The sequence below is a fragment of the Helicobacter anatolicus genome, from assembly GCF_021300615.1.
Lineage (GTDB): Bacteria > Campylobacterota > Campylobacteria > Campylobacterales > Helicobacteraceae > Helicobacter_H > Helicobacter_H anatolicus.
On sequence record NZ_JAJTMY010000001.1, the window covers coordinates 287964 to 305972 of the forward strand.

18 protein-coding genes are annotated in these 18009 nt (G+C 32.7%); 9 read left to right on the forward strand and 9 right to left on the reverse strand.

All coding sequences use genetic code 11. The features are described 5' to 3' along the window. Positions 1-54 precede the first annotated feature (54 nt). From LW133_RS01600 to LW133_RS01630, 7 genes are read right to left on the reverse strand one after another with little or no spacing between them, the layout of a single operon-like run. Complete coding sequence (locus tag LW133_RS01600) at positions 55-1680, reverse strand: ATP-binding protein (protein WP_233075744.1); 1626 nt, start codon at positions 1678-1680, stop codon at positions 55-57. Beyond that, positions 1677-2354 (reverse strand): response regulator transcription factor, encoded by a 678-nt coding sequence (locus tag LW133_RS01605; RefSeq protein ID WP_233075746.1) that lies wholly within the window; start codon positions 2352-2354, stop codon positions 1677-1679. Before LW133_RS01605 ends, LW133_RS01600 begins: the two co-directional genes overlap by 4 nt. Beyond that, positions 2338-2979, reverse strand: coding sequence for a phosphate signaling complex protein PhoU (gene phoU, locus LW133_RS01610; protein ID WP_233075748.1), 642 nt, complete (start codon positions 2977-2979; stop codon positions 2338-2340). The genes LW133_RS01605 and phoU overlap by 17 nt, the downstream gene beginning before the upstream one ends. Beyond that, entirely contained in the window at positions 2979-3728 is a 750-nt protein-coding gene (gene pstB / locus LW133_RS01615) for a phosphate ABC transporter ATP-binding protein PstB (RefSeq protein WP_233075754.1), read from the reverse strand. The genes phoU and pstB overlap by 1 nt, the downstream gene beginning before the upstream one ends. Further along, positions 3716-4558 carry a phosphate ABC transporter permease PstA gene (gene pstA, locus LW133_RS01620; protein WP_332908884.1) on the reverse strand — a complete coding sequence of 281 codons (843 nt, stop codon included), beginning with the start codon at positions 4556-4558 and terminating at the stop codon, positions 3716-3718. The genes pstB and pstA overlap by 13 nt, the downstream gene beginning before the upstream one ends. Continuing rightward, positions 4555-5403 carry a phosphate ABC transporter permease subunit PstC gene (gene pstC, locus LW133_RS01625; RefSeq protein WP_233075756.1) on the reverse strand — a complete coding sequence of 283 codons (849 nt, stop codon included), beginning with the start codon at positions 5401-5403 and terminating at the stop codon, positions 4555-4557. Before pstC ends, pstA begins: the two co-directional genes overlap by 4 nt. A 9-nt stretch (positions 5404-5412) precedes the next feature. Next, entirely contained in the window at positions 5413-6249 is an 837-nt protein-coding gene (locus LW133_RS01630; RefSeq protein ID WP_233075758.1) for a substrate-binding domain-containing protein, read from the reverse strand. 120 nt (positions 6250-6369) lie between these two features. On the opposite strand from LW133_RS01630, the gene LW133_RS01635 reads away from it, so the two are divergent. Then, entirely contained in the window at positions 6370-7827 is a 1458-nt protein-coding gene (locus LW133_RS01635) for a hypothetical protein (protein WP_233075761.1), read from the forward strand. A gap of 178 nt (positions 7828-8005) precedes the next feature. Here the strand turns inward: LW133_RS01635 and LW133_RS01640 are convergent, their stop codons facing one another. Then, positions 8006-9220 carry an MFS transporter gene (locus LW133_RS01640; RefSeq protein ID WP_233075769.1) on the reverse strand — a complete coding sequence of 405 codons (1215 nt, stop codon included), beginning with the start codon at positions 9218-9220 and terminating at the stop codon, positions 8006-8008. A 120-nt stretch (positions 9221-9340) separates the two neighbouring features. On the opposite strand from LW133_RS01640, the gene LW133_RS01645 reads away from it, so the two are divergent. The 8 genes from LW133_RS01645 (at position 9341) to LW133_RS01680 (ending at position 16792) form a co-directional block, all read left to right on the forward strand. Beyond that, positions 9341-9502: a hypothetical protein gene (locus LW133_RS01645; protein ID WP_233075770.1), complete on the forward strand. Its 162-nt coding sequence runs from the start codon at positions 9341-9343 to the stop codon at positions 9500-9502. Positions 9503-9804: 302 nt separating this feature from the next. Beyond that, positions 9805-10413, forward strand: a complete 609-nt coding sequence (gene lpoB, locus LW133_RS01650) for a penicillin-binding protein activator LpoB (RefSeq protein ID WP_233075772.1) — start codon at positions 9805-9807, stop codon at positions 10411-10413. A 46-nt stretch (positions 10414-10459) separates the two neighbouring features. Then, positions 10460-10969, forward strand: a complete 510-nt coding sequence (locus LW133_RS01655; RefSeq protein ID WP_233075773.1) for an LPP20 family lipoprotein — start codon at positions 10460-10462, stop codon at positions 10967-10969. Next, complete coding sequence (locus tag LW133_RS01660) at positions 10966-11832, forward strand: LPP20 family lipoprotein (RefSeq protein ID WP_233075774.1); 867 nt, start codon at positions 10966-10968, stop codon at positions 11830-11832. Before LW133_RS01655 ends, LW133_RS01660 begins: the two co-directional genes overlap by 4 nt. An 8-nt stretch (positions 11833-11840) precedes the next feature. Further along, the gene (locus LW133_RS01665) at positions 11841-12488 is read left to right on the forward strand and encodes a DNA-methyltransferase (RefSeq protein WP_233075775.1); all 648 of its coding nucleotides are present in this window, start codon (positions 11841-11843) and stop codon (positions 12486-12488) included. Positions 12489-12553: 65 nt separating this feature from the next. Then, a complete protein-coding gene (guaA, locus tag LW133_RS01670) occupies positions 12554-14110 on the forward strand; it encodes a glutamine-hydrolyzing GMP synthase (protein ID WP_233075777.1) in 1557 nt (518 codons plus the stop codon). Positions 14111-14136: 26 nt separating this feature from the next. After that, entirely contained in the window at positions 14137-15852 is a 1716-nt protein-coding gene (locus LW133_RS07400; protein ID WP_233075779.1) for a DUF262 domain-containing protein, read from the forward strand. A gap of 262 nt (positions 15853-16114) precedes the next feature. Continuing rightward, on the forward strand, positions 16115-16792 hold the full coding sequence (locus LW133_RS01680) for a DNA-methyltransferase (protein ID WP_408610450.1): 678 nt from the start codon (positions 16115-16117) through the stop codon (positions 16790-16792). Between the two features lie 38 nt (positions 16793-16830). On the opposite strand, the gene LW133_RS01685 is transcribed toward LW133_RS01680, so the two are convergent. Further along, a complete protein-coding gene (locus LW133_RS01685; protein ID WP_233075781.1) occupies positions 16831-17640 on the reverse strand; it encodes an ADP-ribosyltransferase in 810 nt (269 codons plus the stop codon). Positions 17641-18009 lie beyond the last annotated feature (369 nt).

The following is an 18009-nucleotide window of genomic DNA, read 5'->3' on the forward strand; positions in this document are numbered from 1 at the left end:
TTCTCCCTGTTTTTTAGGAATCATAGCAAAAAAGCAATGGAATTTTAAAGCTAATTAAGGGAGATTCCAAGTAATAAGAAAAGTGCTACCTTCTTGAGGTTTGCTTGTTAAAAATAGATTGAAATTGTGTAAAGAAATAATATGTTTGACAATGCTAAGCCCAAGACCTGTGCCAGGAATATTTGAAGAATGGCTCTTATCCTCTCTAAAAAAGCGTTCAAACACTCTTTTTTGATTATGTAGATTGATACCTATGCCAGTGTCTTGAATGCTAAAACTTGCATTTTTATTATTTTGTTTGAGAGTGATAAAAATTTTTCCTTGAGGTTTATTGTATTTAATAGCGTTGTCACAGAGATTAAAAATAAGATCTTTGATTAGTGTTTTGACACCATAAATTTGACATTCTCCTTCTAATGTGATAGTAATATCTTTATGATTAAGATGGCTCAATACATTTTCTACTACTTCTTTGAGATAAAAAAGTTCTTTTTCTTCTGTGAAATGATTTTCATCAAGTTTGGAGATTTTGATAATATCATTAATAAGATTTAAAAGATGCTGGGATTGCTGATAGATTTTATCTCCAAAATTTGACATGTCTTTTGTATCTACGAGATTATTTTTGATAAGTTCTGCATATCCTAGAATTGAAGTGAGTGGAGTTTTGAGTTCGTGGGAAACATTAGCACTAAATTCTTTTCTTAGATTTTCAACCTCTTTTTTTTCTGTTATATCAAGGATAAAAATCATTGCGCCCATGATTTTATTTTCTTCATAAATTGTGCTGATAAGAAATTGATAATATGCATTATTAAATTGCAAGGTTAATTCGCTTTGATTACCTTTAAGGGCTTGTGTAATTGCTTCTTTGATTTCTTTTTTGCGACTAATAGTAAGGATATCGGTATAAGGAGTGATGGGACCAAAAAGTTTTTGTGCGCTTTTGTTAAAACTAACAATTTTAAAAGAATGATCAATAATTAAAAAAGATTCCTGCATATTTTGCATTAAAACTTCAAGTTTTAGTTGCTTATTTTTTAGAGTTTGATTTTTTTCTTTGATGATATTTTCTTGTTGGGTGATTTTGGTAATAAAGGGGAGAAATTCATCATAAATTTGAATAGAAGGCTTATTAAAATCAAAAAGATTTAATGGCTTGATAATAAGCTTGGAGAGATAGGAAGAAAGTAGATAAGAAAAGAATAAGATTGCAAGAATTACACCAAAAAGGTAGTAAAAAACATTATTAAGAATCTGTAAAAAACTATCTTGATAGTTTGCAATACGCAAGATTGTATCATTATTTAGATATGTGGCATAGTAAAAAGTTTTTTGGTGCATTGTGTGGGAATAGCGAGTGATAAATTTTTCTTTGTTTGGGGATAGTTGGATAATTTCCTCCCTATTTTTATGATTATCTAAATGATCTTTATGTACTTTATTATCAAAAATTACTTCACCATTTTGTTGCAAAATTGTGATTCTGTTAGAAGTGAAAAGATTTGTGATTTTTTGAAGATTGGGAAAATAATTTTTGATAAATCGGGCTTCTTCTTTCATGTTTTGTAAAATTTTTTTGTGAATTTCTTGTTCTAAAAAATAACCAAATAAAAAAACCCCGATAAAAAAAGTCAGTAATGCACTAGAAAAAATCGCCCAAAAAATGCGTTTTGTCATTCTAAAATCTTTTTATCAAATTTATAACCTACACCACGAATGGTAGTGATTAAATCACCGTAGATTCCTAATTTTTTTCTCAATGTTTTGATATGTATATCAATTGTGCGACTAGCGCCAGCGCAATCATCTTTCCATACTAAAGATGCAATTTGATCGCGTGTAAAAACAATATTAGGATTGCATAAAAAAAGATAAAGAAGGTTAAATTCTTTGAGAGTGAGTTTGAGAGGGATATTATTGATAGAGGCAATATGCTTTTGTACATCAAAATAAAAATCTTTAAAAATAAAGGTGGTTTTTTTGTCGTTATTAATGCGTCTTAAAATAGCTTTGATTCTTGCTAGGAGTTCTAGAATTCCAAAAGGTTTGGTAATATAATCATCTGCACCCATATCAAGACCTTTGACTTTGTCAAATTCATTATCTTTTGCGGTGAGTAAAATGACAGGAATATTGGCGGTTTGAGATTTGTTTTTGAGTTGTTGTAAGATGCTTAGGCCATCTTGCTCAGGCAACATAATATCTAGTAAAATTAATTTTGGAGGGAATTCTTGCAAGGCTTGAAAAAAATCTGATGGCATATGGAAGGCTTTTGCTTCCATATTTTGTGTTTTTAGTGTGTAGGTGATAAGTTCAGCAATATTATTATCATCTTCAAGAATATAAATCATTTTGATCATTTCCTGTTATAGAGTAATATACCCATTCTGCGATATTAGTGGCATGATCGCCAATTTTTTCAAAATATTTAGCAATCATTAAATAATCGATATACTCCTCACTTTTTTCAGCATGCATTGTAAGTTTTGTAATAATTTTTTGTTTGAATGCATAAAATTCTTTGTCAATTATATCATCTTGCAAGATGACTTCTTGAACGATTTTTAAATCTTGTTTCACAAAGCAATCAATGCTTTTTGTAACCATATCAATAATACCATTTGCAAGATTTTTGATATCAAGATTAGAATTTACAGGAAGAGTTTTTGCAATTTTTGTAATATCTAGAGACATGTCTCCAATTCTCTCCATATCAGAAATTATTTTTAATGCAGAATATACTTTTCTTAAGTCTGTGGCAATAGGTTGCTGTTGCAATAAAATTTGCATACAAAGATCTTGAATATTTCGCTCTTGAGAATCAATAAGAGTTTCTAATTTATATGCCTCTTGATAGTGATCTTGAAAATGATTTAATGCTTGAATTGCAAGTAAAATAATTTCCTCACATAATCCACCCATTTTAATAAGTTCTGTATTTAGTGTTTCAAGTTGATGATTAAAAAGTGTTCGCATTATCCAAATCTCCCTGTGATATAATCTTCTGTTTTTTTCTCTTTTGGTTTAGAAAAAATTTGCTTTGTTTCTCCAAATTCTATAACCTCGCCTAGGAGAAAAAATGCTGTTTTGTCTGAAATTCTTGCGGCTTGTTGCATGTTATGAGTGACAATAATAATGGTGTGGTGTTTTTTAAGTTCTAAGATAAGATCTTCTATTTTTATTGTTGAGATGGGGTCAAGAGCACTTGTTGGCTCATCCATTAATAAAATTTCTGGAGAAATTGCAAGTGATCTAGCAATGCATAATCTTTGTTGTTGTCCTCCAGAAAGACCCAAGGCGCTTTTATGTAGTCTATCTTTGACATCATCCCATATTGCAGCTTTTTTGAGAGATTCTTCAACAATTTCATTTAATTTGACTTTGTTTTTTACTCCATGTGTTTTGGGGGCAAAGGCGATATTGTCATAAATACTCATAGGAAATGGATTTGGTTTTTGAAAAATCATCCCAATTTTTTTTCGTAAAATATTAAGATTTGTTTTTTCATAAATATTTTGTCCATTGAAAAGAATCTCCCCATTAATTCTACATCCATCTACAAGATCATTCATGCGATTTATAGATTTTAAAAGTGTGCTTTTTCCACACCCGCTAGGCCCAATAAATGCTGTAATTTCTTTTTCCTGTATAGATAGATTAATATTTTTTATGGCATGAAAATTTTCGTAAAAAAGATTGAAATTTTTGATTTCTAGCTTTTGCATGTTCTTCCTTTTGTAAAATATTTAATACTAAGAGTTGATAAAAGATTTAGTAAAATTACAACTACAAGCAAAATACTTGCTGCACCATAAGCTTGATTGATATATAGTCCTTCTGAAAGTAGCGCATACATATGCACACTTAAACTTCTCCCTGAATCAAATCCACTTTGAAAAATTTGTGCCAATGTGCCTGAAGTGTAAATTAATGCAGCACTTTCACCGATAATGCGCCCTGTGCTTAGAATGATTCCACTAATAATCCCTGAGAGGCTTGAGGGTAAAATGATATAAAAGATTGTTTTGAGTTTTCCAATTCCTAGTGCAAAACTTCCTTCTTTATATCCTACAGGGACAGACATAAGTGCTTCTTGTGTTGTTTTTATAATTAGTGGTAAAATCATGATACTTAGGGTCAAAACTCCACTAAAAAAGCTATATCCAAACCCAAAAAATACGACAAATAAAAGATATCCAAATAATCCAAAAACAATGGAGGGGATTCCTGATAGTGTTTCTGTCATAAGATTAATAAGCATGAGGAATTTGCTATTTTTTTTCGCATATTCTACAAGATAGATTGCACCAAAAACCCCTATAGGAGTGCTTAGCAATAAACTTGCAAATACTATAAAAATAGTATTAATGATTGCAGGTAGCATGGAGACATTAACGCTATTATAAGTGGGGGAGAAATTTTGCCATTGTAATGCAGGGATTCCTTTAAAAAGAATATATCCTATTAAGATTGTAAAGATGCAGACTACTATAAAAATTGCACTATATGTGCAAAATAAAAGAAATAAAGAAAGTGTATCTTTGTGCATTTTCATGATTTTCTCCTACAAATAAGTGAAAAAGAGATATTTATCATTAATATAAAGACAAAAAGTACAACAGCAGTGCCTAATAGTGCATTGCGGTGTAAGTCTGTAGCATATCCCATCTCTAAGACAATATTTGCAGTTAGTGTTCTTGTGCCATCTAAGATGCTTTGTGGAATAATGGCTTGATTTCCTGCAATCATAACTACTGCCATTGTTTCACCAATTGCTCTACCAATACCTAAAATAATACTTGTTAAAATTCCAGATTTTGCCGCAGGAAGGAGAATAAAAAACACACTGCGTTCATGGGTAATTCCCAGTGCTAATGCTCCTTCATAATAGTTTGTGGGGACAGAATCTATTGCAGTTTTTGAAATGCTAATAATGGTGGGTAGGATCATGATACCAAGAAGCAATGATGCACTTAAAATACCTTTGCCACTGGTTCCAAAATAATATTGCACAAGAGGGACTATTACTACGAGACCGAAAAACCCATAAACAATGGAGGGGATTCCTGCCATAAGATGGATGATAGGATTTAGGATTTTATTTAAATATAAAGGGCAAAACTTTGATAAAAATATTGCACAAAGAACCCCAAATATCACGCCAAAAAAAATTGCCCCTGCAGTAACATAAATACTCCCTATAATCATAGGAAAGATTCCAAATTCTTCATCAAGTGGTGCCCAATTTACACCAAATAAAAAATCAAACAATCCAATTTCTTTAATAGCAGGAATCCCATTTGCAAATAAAAAAATACAGATTAATGCAACACAGATGATACATATACACGCACAGAATAAAAACATTCCATGCGCGAGTTTTTCTTTTAGATCCAGCATAAAAAGCCTTTATTTTAGGGTATCCCAATCTGTGATATTGCCTGTATATATCTCTTTTACTTGCTCTTTTGTAAGGGAGTTGATAGGATTTTGCTTGTTGATAATAATCACAATTCCATCCATTGCAATTACTTCAGAAATAAGCCCTTTTTCCTTTTCACTTTCTTTAAGATCGCGTGAAATCATTCCAATATCACTAAGTCCATGTAAAACAGAAATTGCACCTGTTGTAGAATCACTTTGTTGGATTTTTATCTCTACTTCTGGATTTAGTGCTACATATGCTTCTTTTAGAACTTCCATAATAGGAGTGATAGAAGATGATCCTGAAATTGTGATTTTACCTTTGATAGGGGTTTTTTGGAAATTTGTTGTGGTATCAAGACTGATATACCCTTTAGAATCTATGATTTTTTGCCCCTCTTTACTTAAAATAAAATTGATAAAATCTTTTGCTACTTTTGTGGTATTTTTTGTAATTGCAATATTAAAGGGGCGTGCAATAGGATAGGTTTTATTTTTTATATTTTCTGCATTTGGGAGAACTTGATTTATTTTTAAGGGTTTGATATTATCGTTTAAAGAGCCTAAGGAAATATAACCAATAGCATTTTTATTCCCTTCTATTGTGCTTAAAACCACAGAAGTTGAGTTTGTAATTTCTGCTCTTTTGGTGGTATTATCAATCTTTTTTCCTTTTTTATTGATTTTTTCTACTTGAAATAATTCAATAAAAGCACCTCGTGTTCCAGATCCTTCTTCGCGAGATATAACACTGATGGCCTCAGCATTTGCAAATTGATAGATAAGACCTAGTGTAATTAGAGATTTGAGCCAGTTTTTCATAATTTTCCTTTTTTGGTTTATGTAAGAAGGAGTATAAAAATGGCATGTAATTTTTGGATATAGGGATTGTAAAATTTCTGTAAAGTTTTTTGGATTTTAAAATTTAAGATGAGGTGTATCGTGAGTTTTCATGTGATCTGTAAACAAATTTTATTTTTGTTGCTTTTATTTATGTTTTTTGGATGTTCAGGGGGTACTTTAAAAAAATTTAATGAGGCTTATTATGGTGGCGATGCAAGTGGGGCTTATGGAATTGCTAAAAATAGAGTAGAAGAAAATATTGATTCTTCACAAGGAGAGGTAAAACAAGATGCAGATAATTTATTATGGCAGGTACAAGCGGGTGTGAGCGGATTTTATCTTAATGAAAAAGATGCATCAAGATATTTAAATCTAGCAGATTCTTTAATGCAAGAAAATATCAAAAGTTTTATAAAAAATTTTTTTCAGACTACAGCATCAATTTTGACAAGCGATAGTATTTTGCCTTATCCTATTTATCTTTATGAAGCAAGTATGGTGAATTATTATCTTGCTTTAGATGCGATGGGAAATGGCAAACAAAATGATGCGAGAATCTTTTTCAATCAAGCCCTAGAGCGTCAAAATGATGCAAAAGATTATTATGCTAAAGAATTGCAAGAAAGAGAGGAAAAACTTTTAGATATGCAAAAAATTAGTGAAGAGACGCCAAAAGATGAACAATATCTTGCCGTGGGAATATCTCTTGCAAAATCAAAAGATATAAATTTAAGCTTAGTGCAAGAAAATTTTATTAATCCAATGATTGTGTATATGAAGTTTTTGTTTGAAATGATACAAGGGAATTTTGCAGGTATTCATTCTCTAGGCAATGATTTTTTAGCGCTTATTCCCAAAGAAGATAAAAATATTTTTACAGCAAGAAAACAAGGGGATACTAAGCGTTATACTTGGATGATTATTGAGGATGGTAGAAGTGCTTTTAAAGATAGTATTGCTTTTTCAATTCCTTTGCCAATGGATCCTACAGCCTTTCTAAATTTTGGTGGAATGGCAGCAGCAATTCTTGCTTTTCAAGATAAAAAATCTGCAGAAACAATCGGAATAGCAGCAGCAGCACTTAGTGGTGGTGTGCTTTTGAATTATGCAGAGCCTGTGTTGCTTGATGGAGTGGATTTTTCACAAATTTATGAGGTAGATAGTATTAGGGCGACAAAATTTTTTGATATGCAGGCTTTGATTGAAACAGAATTTAACAAAAGAATGCCAGGTGTGCGTATTCGTGCAATCGCAAGAAGTGTGCCCCCAGCAATTACCTCTTATCTTGTAGAACAAGGAGGGAAACAAGCAGGATATAAAGGGTTGGGATTTTTGTTGAGTTTATTACATCGGGCAGTAATTAGTGCAGATACTAGAATGATTACAGCATTGCCAAATGCATTTTATATAATGCGTTTTGAAAATTTTGATGGTGAAAAAGAGCTTGTGATTGATGGAAAAAATAGGATAAAATTTAGTCTTAATAATCAGGAAGAAGATCACATTATTTATGTAAGAAATCTTGGTCATGAAGTTTTTATGAGAATATTAAACTGAAAGATTTAAAAGTTTTTATTTGAGAATTTTTGAAATTCTTAAAGCCTTTTGGTGTGTAAAATTACTTTCAGTAACAACTTGGGATTAAATGATTTTGAAAAAATCTTTTGCACCCAATCAAATTGATTCTATAGCCCTCATATGCTTTATATAATCAAGATTTAAAATTATAGCAAAGCTATTCTTTGAGAAAAACTCTACTACCAAACCACCATACTATTAAACCTAAAAATGCTACACTTCCTAGTGTCGCATAAGCATAAAAATATCCAAAGTACTCTGCTAGAATTCCACCCAAACTAGAACTTAGTGCTCCTCCCACACCACCCATAGCGAGGCTAGCACTTACTCCTGTAGCCATTCTTGTATTTTTTGAAAGCAAATGGGCTAAAAGCACAGGGGCTAAAACTCCACTAATTCCGGCACCTATGCCATCTAAAATTTGTATAAATATCATGGCTATCACGCCATTAAAACAGGCTGCTAAAATACCCCTAAGGATTAATTCAAAAAAGCAAATTGCCATTAAAGATCGCCAAAGGTGAGTAGAGGTGTTTAGATATTTTCCGCACCAAAAAGAAACTATAATCATCACACTTTGAGCAATTACAATGGTAATTGCTGCATAAGCACCAGTAGAATCCACACCCATAGCATGCGCTTTTTGGCTTAATAATGGAAGCATTGCGGCATTACTAAGGTGAAATAAAAATAATACTACTCCCATAAAAAGTACACGAGAATCTAATAAAACCTTTAAAATATGAGACCTTTCAACCTCAAGGCTTTTTAGATTTTTGCTTGAAGTTTTGGTATTGTTTTTATGATCTAAAATATAAGGCTTTGTTGAATTTGATTCTGTATGACGCAAAAGAGCTAATAAAATTAAGGCTATACTACTAAAACCTACCATGATGCCAAAGATACTACCCATTCCAAAATATAATGCACCAAAAAAGCATACCAAAGATGCCACTACTGCACCAAAATGTCTGTATGCCTCATTTCTGGCAAATTGCGAGGGTAGATGGGCTTGACCGACCACACCAAGAGTTAGAGCTAAAAATGCTGGTGCCAAAAATGCTCCACCAAGAGCAATGGCAAGCTGTGCTAAAAATGCACTCTTTAATGATGGTAGAAAAAAGCTCAATAAAAGTGTGCTCATGATTCCAAGAATGCAAATGCCAATCCATGCGCGTAAGTTTTTAGTTTTATCTATAAGTATACCAAAAGGAATAGCAAGGCTTAAAGCAATAAGATTGGCTATGGTGCTAAAAAGCCCAATCCGTCCTTCGCCTAAACCAAGTTCCCTTAAAAACACACCAAGATAAGGGCCAAAACCATCTCGAATATCTGCAATAAAAAAATTTAACCATGCTAGAATATTTACCATTACACTCCTTTAGAGTAATGTTAGTATTTAGGACTTAATTTTGAAAAAACCTATTTTTCATTCAAAAATCATAAAATCAAATTACTTAGTGGCTGCTAAAGCTGCGTGAGATATCCTTTTATGCTCAAAGCTTTAAAACCACTATTTAAATTTGCGTATACAAAGGCTGGTGGCAAACTAAAAAGTATTTTGTTTTTTGCACACCATAACAATATTATATGGTTTAAGAGTGATTCTAGATTTTATAAAGACACTCTAAAACTTTATCTTATGGTATTGTAAAAGAAGTTTTAGTAAATATTTAATGCTTTTGGCTCTTCAAAATCTTCATTCACAACATTATCATCTTATAAGTATAGCCATTTTCAACTTATGTACTATTAATGGCTCTGAAATATTATATTTTTTTCTCTAGTTAGAATCTTATTTTGTTTTGAAAATTTTGATGGTGAAAAAGAGCTTGTGATTGATGGAAAAAATAGGATAAAATTTAGTCTTAATAATCAGGAAGAAGATCACATTATTTATGTAAGAAATCTTGGTCATGAAGTTTTTATGAGAATATTAAACTGAAAGGAGAGATAATGAAAAAATCTAAAATATTTTATAAAATTGGTGCTTTTGTAGTTTGTTTGGCTTTGACGGGTTGTACACCTATGGCTAAGACAATTGATTCTAATGCAGAGTTTCACACTATGGGTCTTGATTATAATAATTTGAAAGATTTGATGCAGGGAATGGTAGATTCTTTATTGCAAGATCCTTATGTCCAAAAAATCAAAACAGGGATGCCAAAAGTAGTGGCAATCTCTGATGTTATAAACGATACAACGCAAAAAATTGATGTAGAGAGTTTAAGTAGAGAACTTACGCGAGCAATGCGTAAAAGTGGCAAATTCAAGCTTACTTTGGCGGTGGCAAGAAGTGGGGGAAGTAAAGATCATATGATTAGTGATGCAAGAGAATTGCGTAATGATAAAGAATTTGACCAATATACTACCGCAGAGGAGGGGACGCTAAGTGCTCCGTCACTTTCTTTATCAGGTAAAATTGGACAGAGAATTTATCGCAATGGAAATGTAAAAAAAGTAGATTATTATATTTTATTGACTTTGACAGATATTAAATCTGGGGAAGTGATTTGGGATGAACAAAAAGAAATTTCAAAATTAGGAAAGGGGAATTTGTGGTAAAAACCATAGTATTTTTATACAATTAAATTTTTAAATAGGAGAAAAAATGACAAAGTTTTCAAAAATTTTATTAACTAGTGCTATAGGATTAATGTTGGCAGGATGTGCAGGAAATAATATTAGCAAGGAGGCAAGAGAAGCAGTAGGTTGGGAAAGTGCACCACAATGGGTAATTGATGGGCATGATGGTGGATATAGTGCAGTAGGTGATGCACCAATTGTTGATAAAAATGTACAATTTGCAAGAACTGAGGCTACTGCTGCTGCTAGAGCAGAACTTGCAAAGAGGATTGAAGCCAGAGTATTAAGTAATCTTACAAAACAAGCTGTAAGAACTGATGGACAAATCAAGGAAGAAGTAAGTAATACAATCAAAGAAGCAGCACAAAGAAATTTACAAGGTGTAAAAACAGAAAAAACTTGGATTGATGATGCGGGAATAAGAATTTATATTCTTGTAAAATTGGAAAAAGAAGCGACAAAAGATTTACAAAATAAACTTGCAAAGCAATTTAAAACCCTTGATCCAAGCAAAATTTTAGATGAGCAAGAATGAAGAAAATCCTTTTTTTTCTAGGAGTTTGTGTATTTTTAAGTGCTGAAGTACCAAAATGGTTTGGCAATACACAAGATTCCATGTTGTTGATTGGAAATGGTAGTGCTAAAAATATGACAGAAGCAAAGTCTCATGCATTCTCTGATTTGGCAAGTCTTATAAATGTCAATATAAATAGCTCTCTTTCTATTAACACGCAAAGAAAGGATGAAGAAATTAGTACGCATGCACAAAATCAAGTTTTTTTGGATATTTCAGATATTGAACTTTTGGGTGTTAAGGTATTGCAACAAGAGTTTAGTGATGGAATATATTATATGCAAGTGGGATTAAATAAACAAACTTTTTTAACACAGGTGCAAAAAAATATTTATACAGATCTTGAAAGAGCAAAGGCGTTGCATCCAGAAATTTGCACAATTATTACCCCAGATATTTTTGCAAATTTAAAAACCCTTGTGGATAAAATTTATAAAAATATTGGTATCTATGAAACTTTTTCACACACACGCTATGTACAAAAAGATTTGGATAAATTTATAGAAATTTTGCAAAAAAATGGACCAATGCCAAAGATTAATATCAAGATAAATGATGGAGAGATCTTAGCGCGGAATGCTTTGCAAAAAGAAATTGCAAAATTTTCTATTATTGATGAAAAACTTACAGAAAATTATCCATTTTGGCAGATTAAGTTCCAAAAAAATGGAGATAGTGAGGTGGTGGATTTAATGCTAAAGGATTGTAAAAAAAATATTGTTTATCAAGATCAAATTATATTAGAGCAGAAAAATTTGCATCGTGTGGGGTTTGTATTTTACAAAAAATTTAAAAAATGGCTTGATAGCTTTGGTGAAAAGTAAATATTTTTATGCAATCCCTACTTAATAAACCCCTTAACATCTGTGGCTTAGAACTCCTCTCACAAATTCAAAATACAAGCATTGATTTGGCATTTTTTGATCCTCAATACAGAGGTGTATTAGACAAGATGAAATATGGCAATGAAGGAGAGAGGCAAAAGGGTAGGGTAAAGTTAGTGCAAATGAGTGAAGAAATTATTATGGAGTTTATTAAAGAGATTGATAGGGTACTCAAAAAAAGTGCATATTTAATGCTTTGGATTGATAAGTTTCATCTTTGTGAGGGTGTGCAAAAATGGCTAGATAAGACAAGTTTTCAGAGCGTGGATCTCATTACTTGGGATAAACAAAGAATGGGAATGGGTTATCGCACAAGAAGACAAAGTGAGTATTTGCTAGTCTTACAAAAAAAACCCATCAAAGCTAAAGACACTTGGAATCTTCATAATATTCGCGATATATGGAGTGAGAAGCTTTCTCAAGAAGAGATCAAGCTCCATCCTCATAGCAAACCCAAAGGCTTGCAAAAAGCACTCATACAATCATGCACAAAAGAAGGAGATATCGTGTTAGATCCTGCAGCTGGGAGCTTTAGTGTGTTTGAGTGTTGCAAAAATCTTAAAAGAGAGTTTATTGGTAGTAATTTAGAGGTATAATTTCAAAACTAAGACAAACAAGAATCCACAATATAAAATTAATAGGCAATTGAAAGGATAAAAAGATGACATCATCAACACAGGTTCAAATTTTAGTGCTAGATTTTGGGAGTCAATATACACAACTCATTGCAAGAAGATTGCGTGAATTTGGTGTTTATACCGAGATCGTCCCTTATTTTGAAAGTCTAGAGAGTATTAGGGCTAAGCAACCTAAGGGGATTATTTTGAGTGGGGGTCCGGCAAGTGTGTATGAAGAGGGAGCATATAAGCCTGATTGTGGTGTATTTGATCTTAAAATCCCTGTACTTGGAATCTGCTATGGAATGCAATATATCGCTGATTTTTTTGGCGGGAGTGTTGTGAAGGCAGAACATCAAGAGTTTGGCAAAGCTACACTTGAATTAATGAGTGAGAGAGGAATCTTTGAGGGGGTGAAGCAAGAGAGTGTTGTGTGGATGAGTCATGCAGATAAAGTTGAGAAAATCCCACAAGGTTTTATAGAACTTGCAAAAAGTGGCAATACACATTATTGTGCGATTGCAAATTTAGAGCGAAAAATCTATGCCCTGCAGTTTCATCCAGAAGTCGTGCATAGCGAGTGCGGAGGGGAGATGCTCAAAAATTTTGCAGTCAAAATCTGTGGAGCAAGCACAGAGTGGAATATGCATCATTTCGCAGAAACAGAGATTGCCAAACTCAAAGAGATTGCCAAAGATGGCAAAGTGCTTTGTGCGGTGAGTGGTGGGGTAGATTCTAGTGTGGTGGCGACATTACTTTATCGTGCGATTGGTGAGAGGTTAATTCCTGTATTTGTGGATCATGGGCTTTTGAGGGCAGGAGAGAGAGAAGCAGTGGAAGCAATGTTTAGAGAAAATCTTGGTGTGCCATTAATTACTGTGGATGCAAGTGAGATTTTCCTAGGCAAACTTAAAGGTGTGCGAGATCCTGAAATGAAGCGCAAAATCATCGGAGAAACTTTTATCGAAGTATTTGAAGCTGAAGCTAAGAAGCATAATAGCAATGGAGAGATCAGATTCCTTGCTCAAGGCACGCTCTATCCTGATGTGATCGAATCTGTGAGCGTCAAGGGGCCAAGTAAAACCATTAAATCTCATCACAATGTGGGGGGGTTGCCTGATTGGATGAAATTTGAGCTTATTGAGCCACTTAGAGAATTATTTAAAGATGAGGTGAGGGCGCTTGGAAGAGAGCTTGGGATGCCCGAATCTATGCTTATGCGACATCCCTTCCCTGGACCTGGTCTTGCTATCCGCATCATGGGAGAAGTTAATAGAGAGGATTTGGAGCTATTGCGCAAGGCAGATACGATCTTTTTAGAAGAGTTGCATAGAAGTGGATATTATGATAAGGTGTGGCAGGCCTTTTGCGTGCTTTTAAATGTCAAGAGCGTAGGAGTGATGGGAGATAATCGCACTTATGACAATACGATCTGCGTGCGTGCAGTAGAGGCTCTAGATGGGATGACGGCGACTTTTGCTCATCTTCCTCACGAGCTTTTGGAATCTATTTCTAATCGAATCATCAATGAAGTGGAGGGAATCAATCGCGTGGTGTATGATATTACAAGTAAACCCCCAGGAACCATCGAGTGGGAGTGAGAAGAGCAATTTAGAAAGGAGTGGTTGTGGAGTTTAAACCCAAAAAGGAATATATATACAAATTTTTAAGTGATGAAGGGCAAAAGTTTATTATTCCTGAATACCAAAGACCTTATCGTTGGGGAATTGATGAGTGTGAAGCACTTTGGAATGATCTTCTTGAAGTTTTTGGTGATGGAGAAAATATCCCTGAATATTTCTTCGGTTCTATCGTTGCTTATCAGAATAAGCAAGATGAACTTGAAATTATTGATGGGCAACAGAGAATCACAACGTTTACATTAATATTTCGGGCATTCTATGAACATTTTCATTTAGAAGGTGAAAATGTCAAACAGGATTATATAAAAGGATTTGGAAGTTGCATTTGGGAATATGAAATAGATGTTGGATTGGATTTTAATCAATCGCATCTATCAAGTAAGGTGGCAATCGATTCCGATCAAGAGGCATTGAATTTTATTCTTCAAAATAAAATTGACCTTATAAATACAAAATCTACCATACAAAAATCTAGATATATTTTGAACTATACGTTTTTTTATAAAAAAATCTCAGACTTTAAGCAAAGCAGGGCTTTGCAGTGGGAAAGTTTTTGCAAAATGTTTTTGCAAAAAAAATTATTTATTTTGCTAGTTGTTTGTGATAGTCAAGAGTCGGCTATGACAATTTTTAACACGCTTAATTCTCGTGGATTGCCGCTATCTCCTGCTGATGTTTTAAAGGGATATATTTATAAGCAAATTACAGAGAAAAGTAAATTCACAGAAATGTGGAAAGAGATTGAAACTAAAGTTGATGAAAGTGAGAAAATTAAGGATCTGGATTTTTTGTTTTTGCAATATATGCATATTATTCGTGCCGAAAATCAAGATTCGGATACAACGATTCAAAGTGTTCTAAATTTCTTTACAAAAAAGGATAAGAAAGTATATTATGGGGCAATCGATGGCTGGCTATATAAAGAAGACACTATGCCATTTCTTGCTCTTCTGACTGATTTTTGGACACAACCTTCAAATTTTTTGAGCGAGCAATCTATTAAATATATGGATATTCTCAATTTATTTCAAAATGATTCGTGGAAGGCATATGTAAGCTATTTATTGTGGAAGAACCGTGAACAAGTGGAAAACACTACTGAATTCCATAAAGTTTTTGATGAGCATCTTTTATTTTTGGTAAAGATTCTTACACTAGCTTTTATTAATGATGATGCAACACTTAACAATACAAAAGATATTGTATTTAAGATGAATGTTGCAATTAAACAAGGTAAGAAATATCATGCAAAACAAAATATGCCTAGCTATGAAAGTTTTTGCGAAATCATTGAATATTTTGATACAAGAAAAGTAAAATATCTTTTATTCTTTTATACGCATGTTTGTGCTGATTTTAAATATCGAATCGACCCTAAAGAGTTGGAAGTTGAACATATTTTGCCCAAACAATGGCAAAATGCGAATTTTAATGATTGGAACAGTGAATTACATGAAGAGTTTTTGGAGCAGATTGGGAATAAGATATTGTTACCAAAAAGAAGCAATATAAAATGCATTGAAAACTTTTTTGCCAAAAAACAAGAATTTTATCGAAATACTAAGCATAAAAATCTTATTGAAGTTCTCGAACTTGGAAATCGCAAAAAAAACAATTGGACAAAGGAAGATATTACTGAAAGAAACAAAAAGATTTATCAAACATTGACTGAGTTTCTTGACTTCTCAGATGAAGCATAAATCTAAATCATTAAAGAAATAAGGGGTGGTCTTGATATTTTGCAAGTCTTGTTGCCTTCTTTCTTTGCAAGTGTTTTGTCACATAGACAACATATTAAAATTTTTGCTTGTGATTTTTATACTTGATTTCAAAAGGCTTTTATGTTAATCGACTTCTTGCGATGCCCTTTTATTTTTTACCTATTACTTTGGTTTTCTTGGTTTGAATTTTACTAGCCTCTTGCTCTCAATTTGACTTTTATTTTTTTTAAAAAGGGAAATTTTGAAATCTTTGCTCAATCTGCCCCTTAACATCTGTGGCTTAGAACTCCTCTCACAAATTCAAAATGAAAGCATTGATTTGGCATTTTTTGATCCTCAATACAGAGGTGTATTAGACAAGATGAAATATGGCAATGAAGGAGAGAGGCAAAAGGGTAGGGTAAAGTTAGTGCAAATGAGTGAAGAAATTATTATGGAGTTTATTAAAGAGATTGATAGGGTACTCAAAAAAAGTGCATATTTAATGCTTTGGATTGATAAATTTCATCTTTGTGAGGGTGTGCAAAAATGGCTAGATAAGACAAGTTTTCAGAGCGTGGATCTCATTACTTGGGATAAATGCAAGATGGGAATGGGTTATCGCACAAGAAGACAAAGTGAGTATTTGCTAGTCTTACAAAAAAAACCCATCAAAGCTAAAGACACTTGGAATCTTCATAATATTCGCGATATATGGAGTGAGAAGCTTTCTCAAGAAGAGATCAAGCTCCATCCTCATAGCAAACCCAAAGGCTTGCAAAAAGCACTCATACAATCATGCACAAAAGAAGGAGATATCGTGTTAGATCCTGCAGCTGGGAGCTTTAGTGTGTTTGAGTGTTGCAAGGAACTAGGAAGGAATTTTATAGGGACAAACCTATCTAATAATCTTACGGATTTTATTGATTTTGAAGCTTGAAAAGCTATTACCCCCTCCGTTTTATTATCAGTATAAAATTACTCACTTTTTTCTTGCTTGGTGCTAATGCTAGGATTTATTTCTTTAGATGGCTGTCTTAGATTATCTACTTTTTTGACTTCACAAGGTTTTCCTAAATAACAGGGGCCGTCCATTGTTACAAGAATGCTGATCTTTTTTCTATCTTCAGATATTTTGTAATCCTCAATCGTTAAGATTCTATCTCGTGGAAAAAGTAATTCATATTGTGATGGGAATGCAGCTAAGCCTTTGATGGATACAAACATTGTAAGAGAATATTTTGGAACTTTGATCACTAGCTCTATAGCTCGATGTTGAAAAACACTATTTTTAATAAGGGTGGTAGACATAAAGCCATAGTCTTGGTATCTTTTGTTTTTTATAGAATCAAGATAACTTGTAGCAGAATCTAGAAATTTCCCATCTTTATAAATGTGACTAAAAACAATATCTTGCCCAAGCAATCTTGAAAGAAATGAAAGATCTTCATATCGATAGGTAAGAGTATCTTCAAAAATAATTGTTTTTGATAGGGCTTTATCAAGAATTGCAACCATCTGTTTTTGTTCATTGTTTAGTGAAGATAGGGGATCTCCTGAACGCAATTTGCTATTGATGACAACAAAATTCCCATAGGTGTAGCTATAGATTGTTTTTTTCTCTTCCTCGCTAAGTTTTAATCCACTATAAAGATTGCTCCACCAAGCAATAGCCTCATTTCCACTATAAAATTTTTTATAACCAGTTGTCTCAAACTCTATAAGATTCTTAGAAAAACAAAAGGTGTGTAGTGTTAGAACAAGCGCAATGTAAAAAAGTTTTTTCATATTTAATCTCCTTAATTAATTTTATATCGTAAAGCCTAGATTTATCTATAAAAAGAGGGCTAAAGCTACCATTGGAATTGGAAAATACAAGTGAATGATATCACAGGAGTTTATAATTTTGTGTAAAGTAGTGATTATTTATGGAGTTAAAAAATTTATTTTTTTATCATGTTCCTATTGTTTTTTCTTGCGAAAAATTAATAAAGAATAAGTATCCCGAATTTTTAAATAGATTTTGATATTTATAAGTAATAGCAAAGAGTAAATTATTTTTTGGCTATTTTTTCTTTTATTTTATTTTGCATATAAGATGAAATCTTTAAGATTTGTGTTTTATATAGGCCGAAAAGAAAAACAAAAGGACAAAAA

What these genes read in the sequence shown, in the direction of transcription:
- phoU (WP_233075748.1), bottom strand. Translation starts at nt 2,979, where the DNA reads ATGCGAACACTTTTTAATCATCAACTTGAAACACTAAATACAGAACTT.
- lpoB (WP_233075772.1), top strand. Translation starts at nt 9,805, where the DNA reads ATGAAAAAATCTAAAATATTTTATAAAATTGGTGCTTTTGTAGTTTGT.
- LW133_RS01660 (WP_233075774.1), top strand. Translation starts at nt 10,966, where the DNA reads ATGAAGAAAATCCTTTTTTTTCTAGGAGTTTGTGTATTTTTAAGTGCT.
- LW133_RS01640 (WP_233075769.1), bottom strand. Translation starts at nt 9,220, where the DNA reads ATGGTAAATATTCTAGCATGGTTAAATTTTTTTATTGCAGATATTCGA.
- LW133_RS01630 (WP_233075758.1), bottom strand. Translation starts at nt 6,249, where the DNA reads ATGAAAAACTGGCTCAAATCTCTAATTACACTAGGTCTTATCTATCAA.
- pstC (WP_233075756.1), bottom strand. Translation starts at nt 5,403, where the DNA reads ATGCTGGATCTAAAAGAAAAACTCGCGCATGGAATGTTTTTATTCTGT.
- pstB (WP_233075754.1), bottom strand. Translation starts at nt 3,728, where the DNA reads ATGCAAAAGCTAGAAATCAAAAATTTCAATCTTTTTTACGAAAATTTT.
- LW133_RS01645 (WP_233075770.1), top strand. Translation starts at nt 9,341, where the DNA reads ATGCTCAAAGCTTTAAAACCACTATTTAAATTTGCGTATACAAAGGCT.
- LW133_RS01685 (WP_233075781.1), bottom strand. Translation starts at nt 17,640, where the DNA reads ATGAAAAAACTTTTTTACATTGCGCTTGTTCTAACACTACACACCTTT.
- LW133_RS01605 (WP_233075746.1), bottom strand. Translation starts at nt 2,354, where the DNA reads ATGATTTATATTCTTGAAGATGATAATAATATTGCTGAACTTATCACC.
- guaA (WP_233075777.1), top strand. Translation starts at nt 12,554, where the DNA reads ATGACATCATCAACACAGGTTCAAATTTTAGTGCTAGATTTTGGGAGT.
- LW133_RS01665 (WP_233075775.1), top strand. Translation starts at nt 11,841, where the DNA reads ATGCAATCCCTACTTAATAAACCCCTTAACATCTGTGGCTTAGAACTC.
- LW133_RS01655 (WP_233075773.1), top strand. Translation starts at nt 10,460, where the DNA reads ATGACAAAGTTTTCAAAAATTTTATTAACTAGTGCTATAGGATTAATG.
- pstA (WP_332908884.1), bottom strand. Translation starts at nt 4,558, where the DNA reads ATGAAAATGCACAAAGATACACTTTCTTTATTTCTTTTATTTTGCACA.
- LW133_RS01600 (WP_233075744.1), bottom strand. Translation starts at nt 1,680, where the DNA reads ATGACAAAACGCATTTTTTGGGCGATTTTTTCTAGTGCATTACTGACT.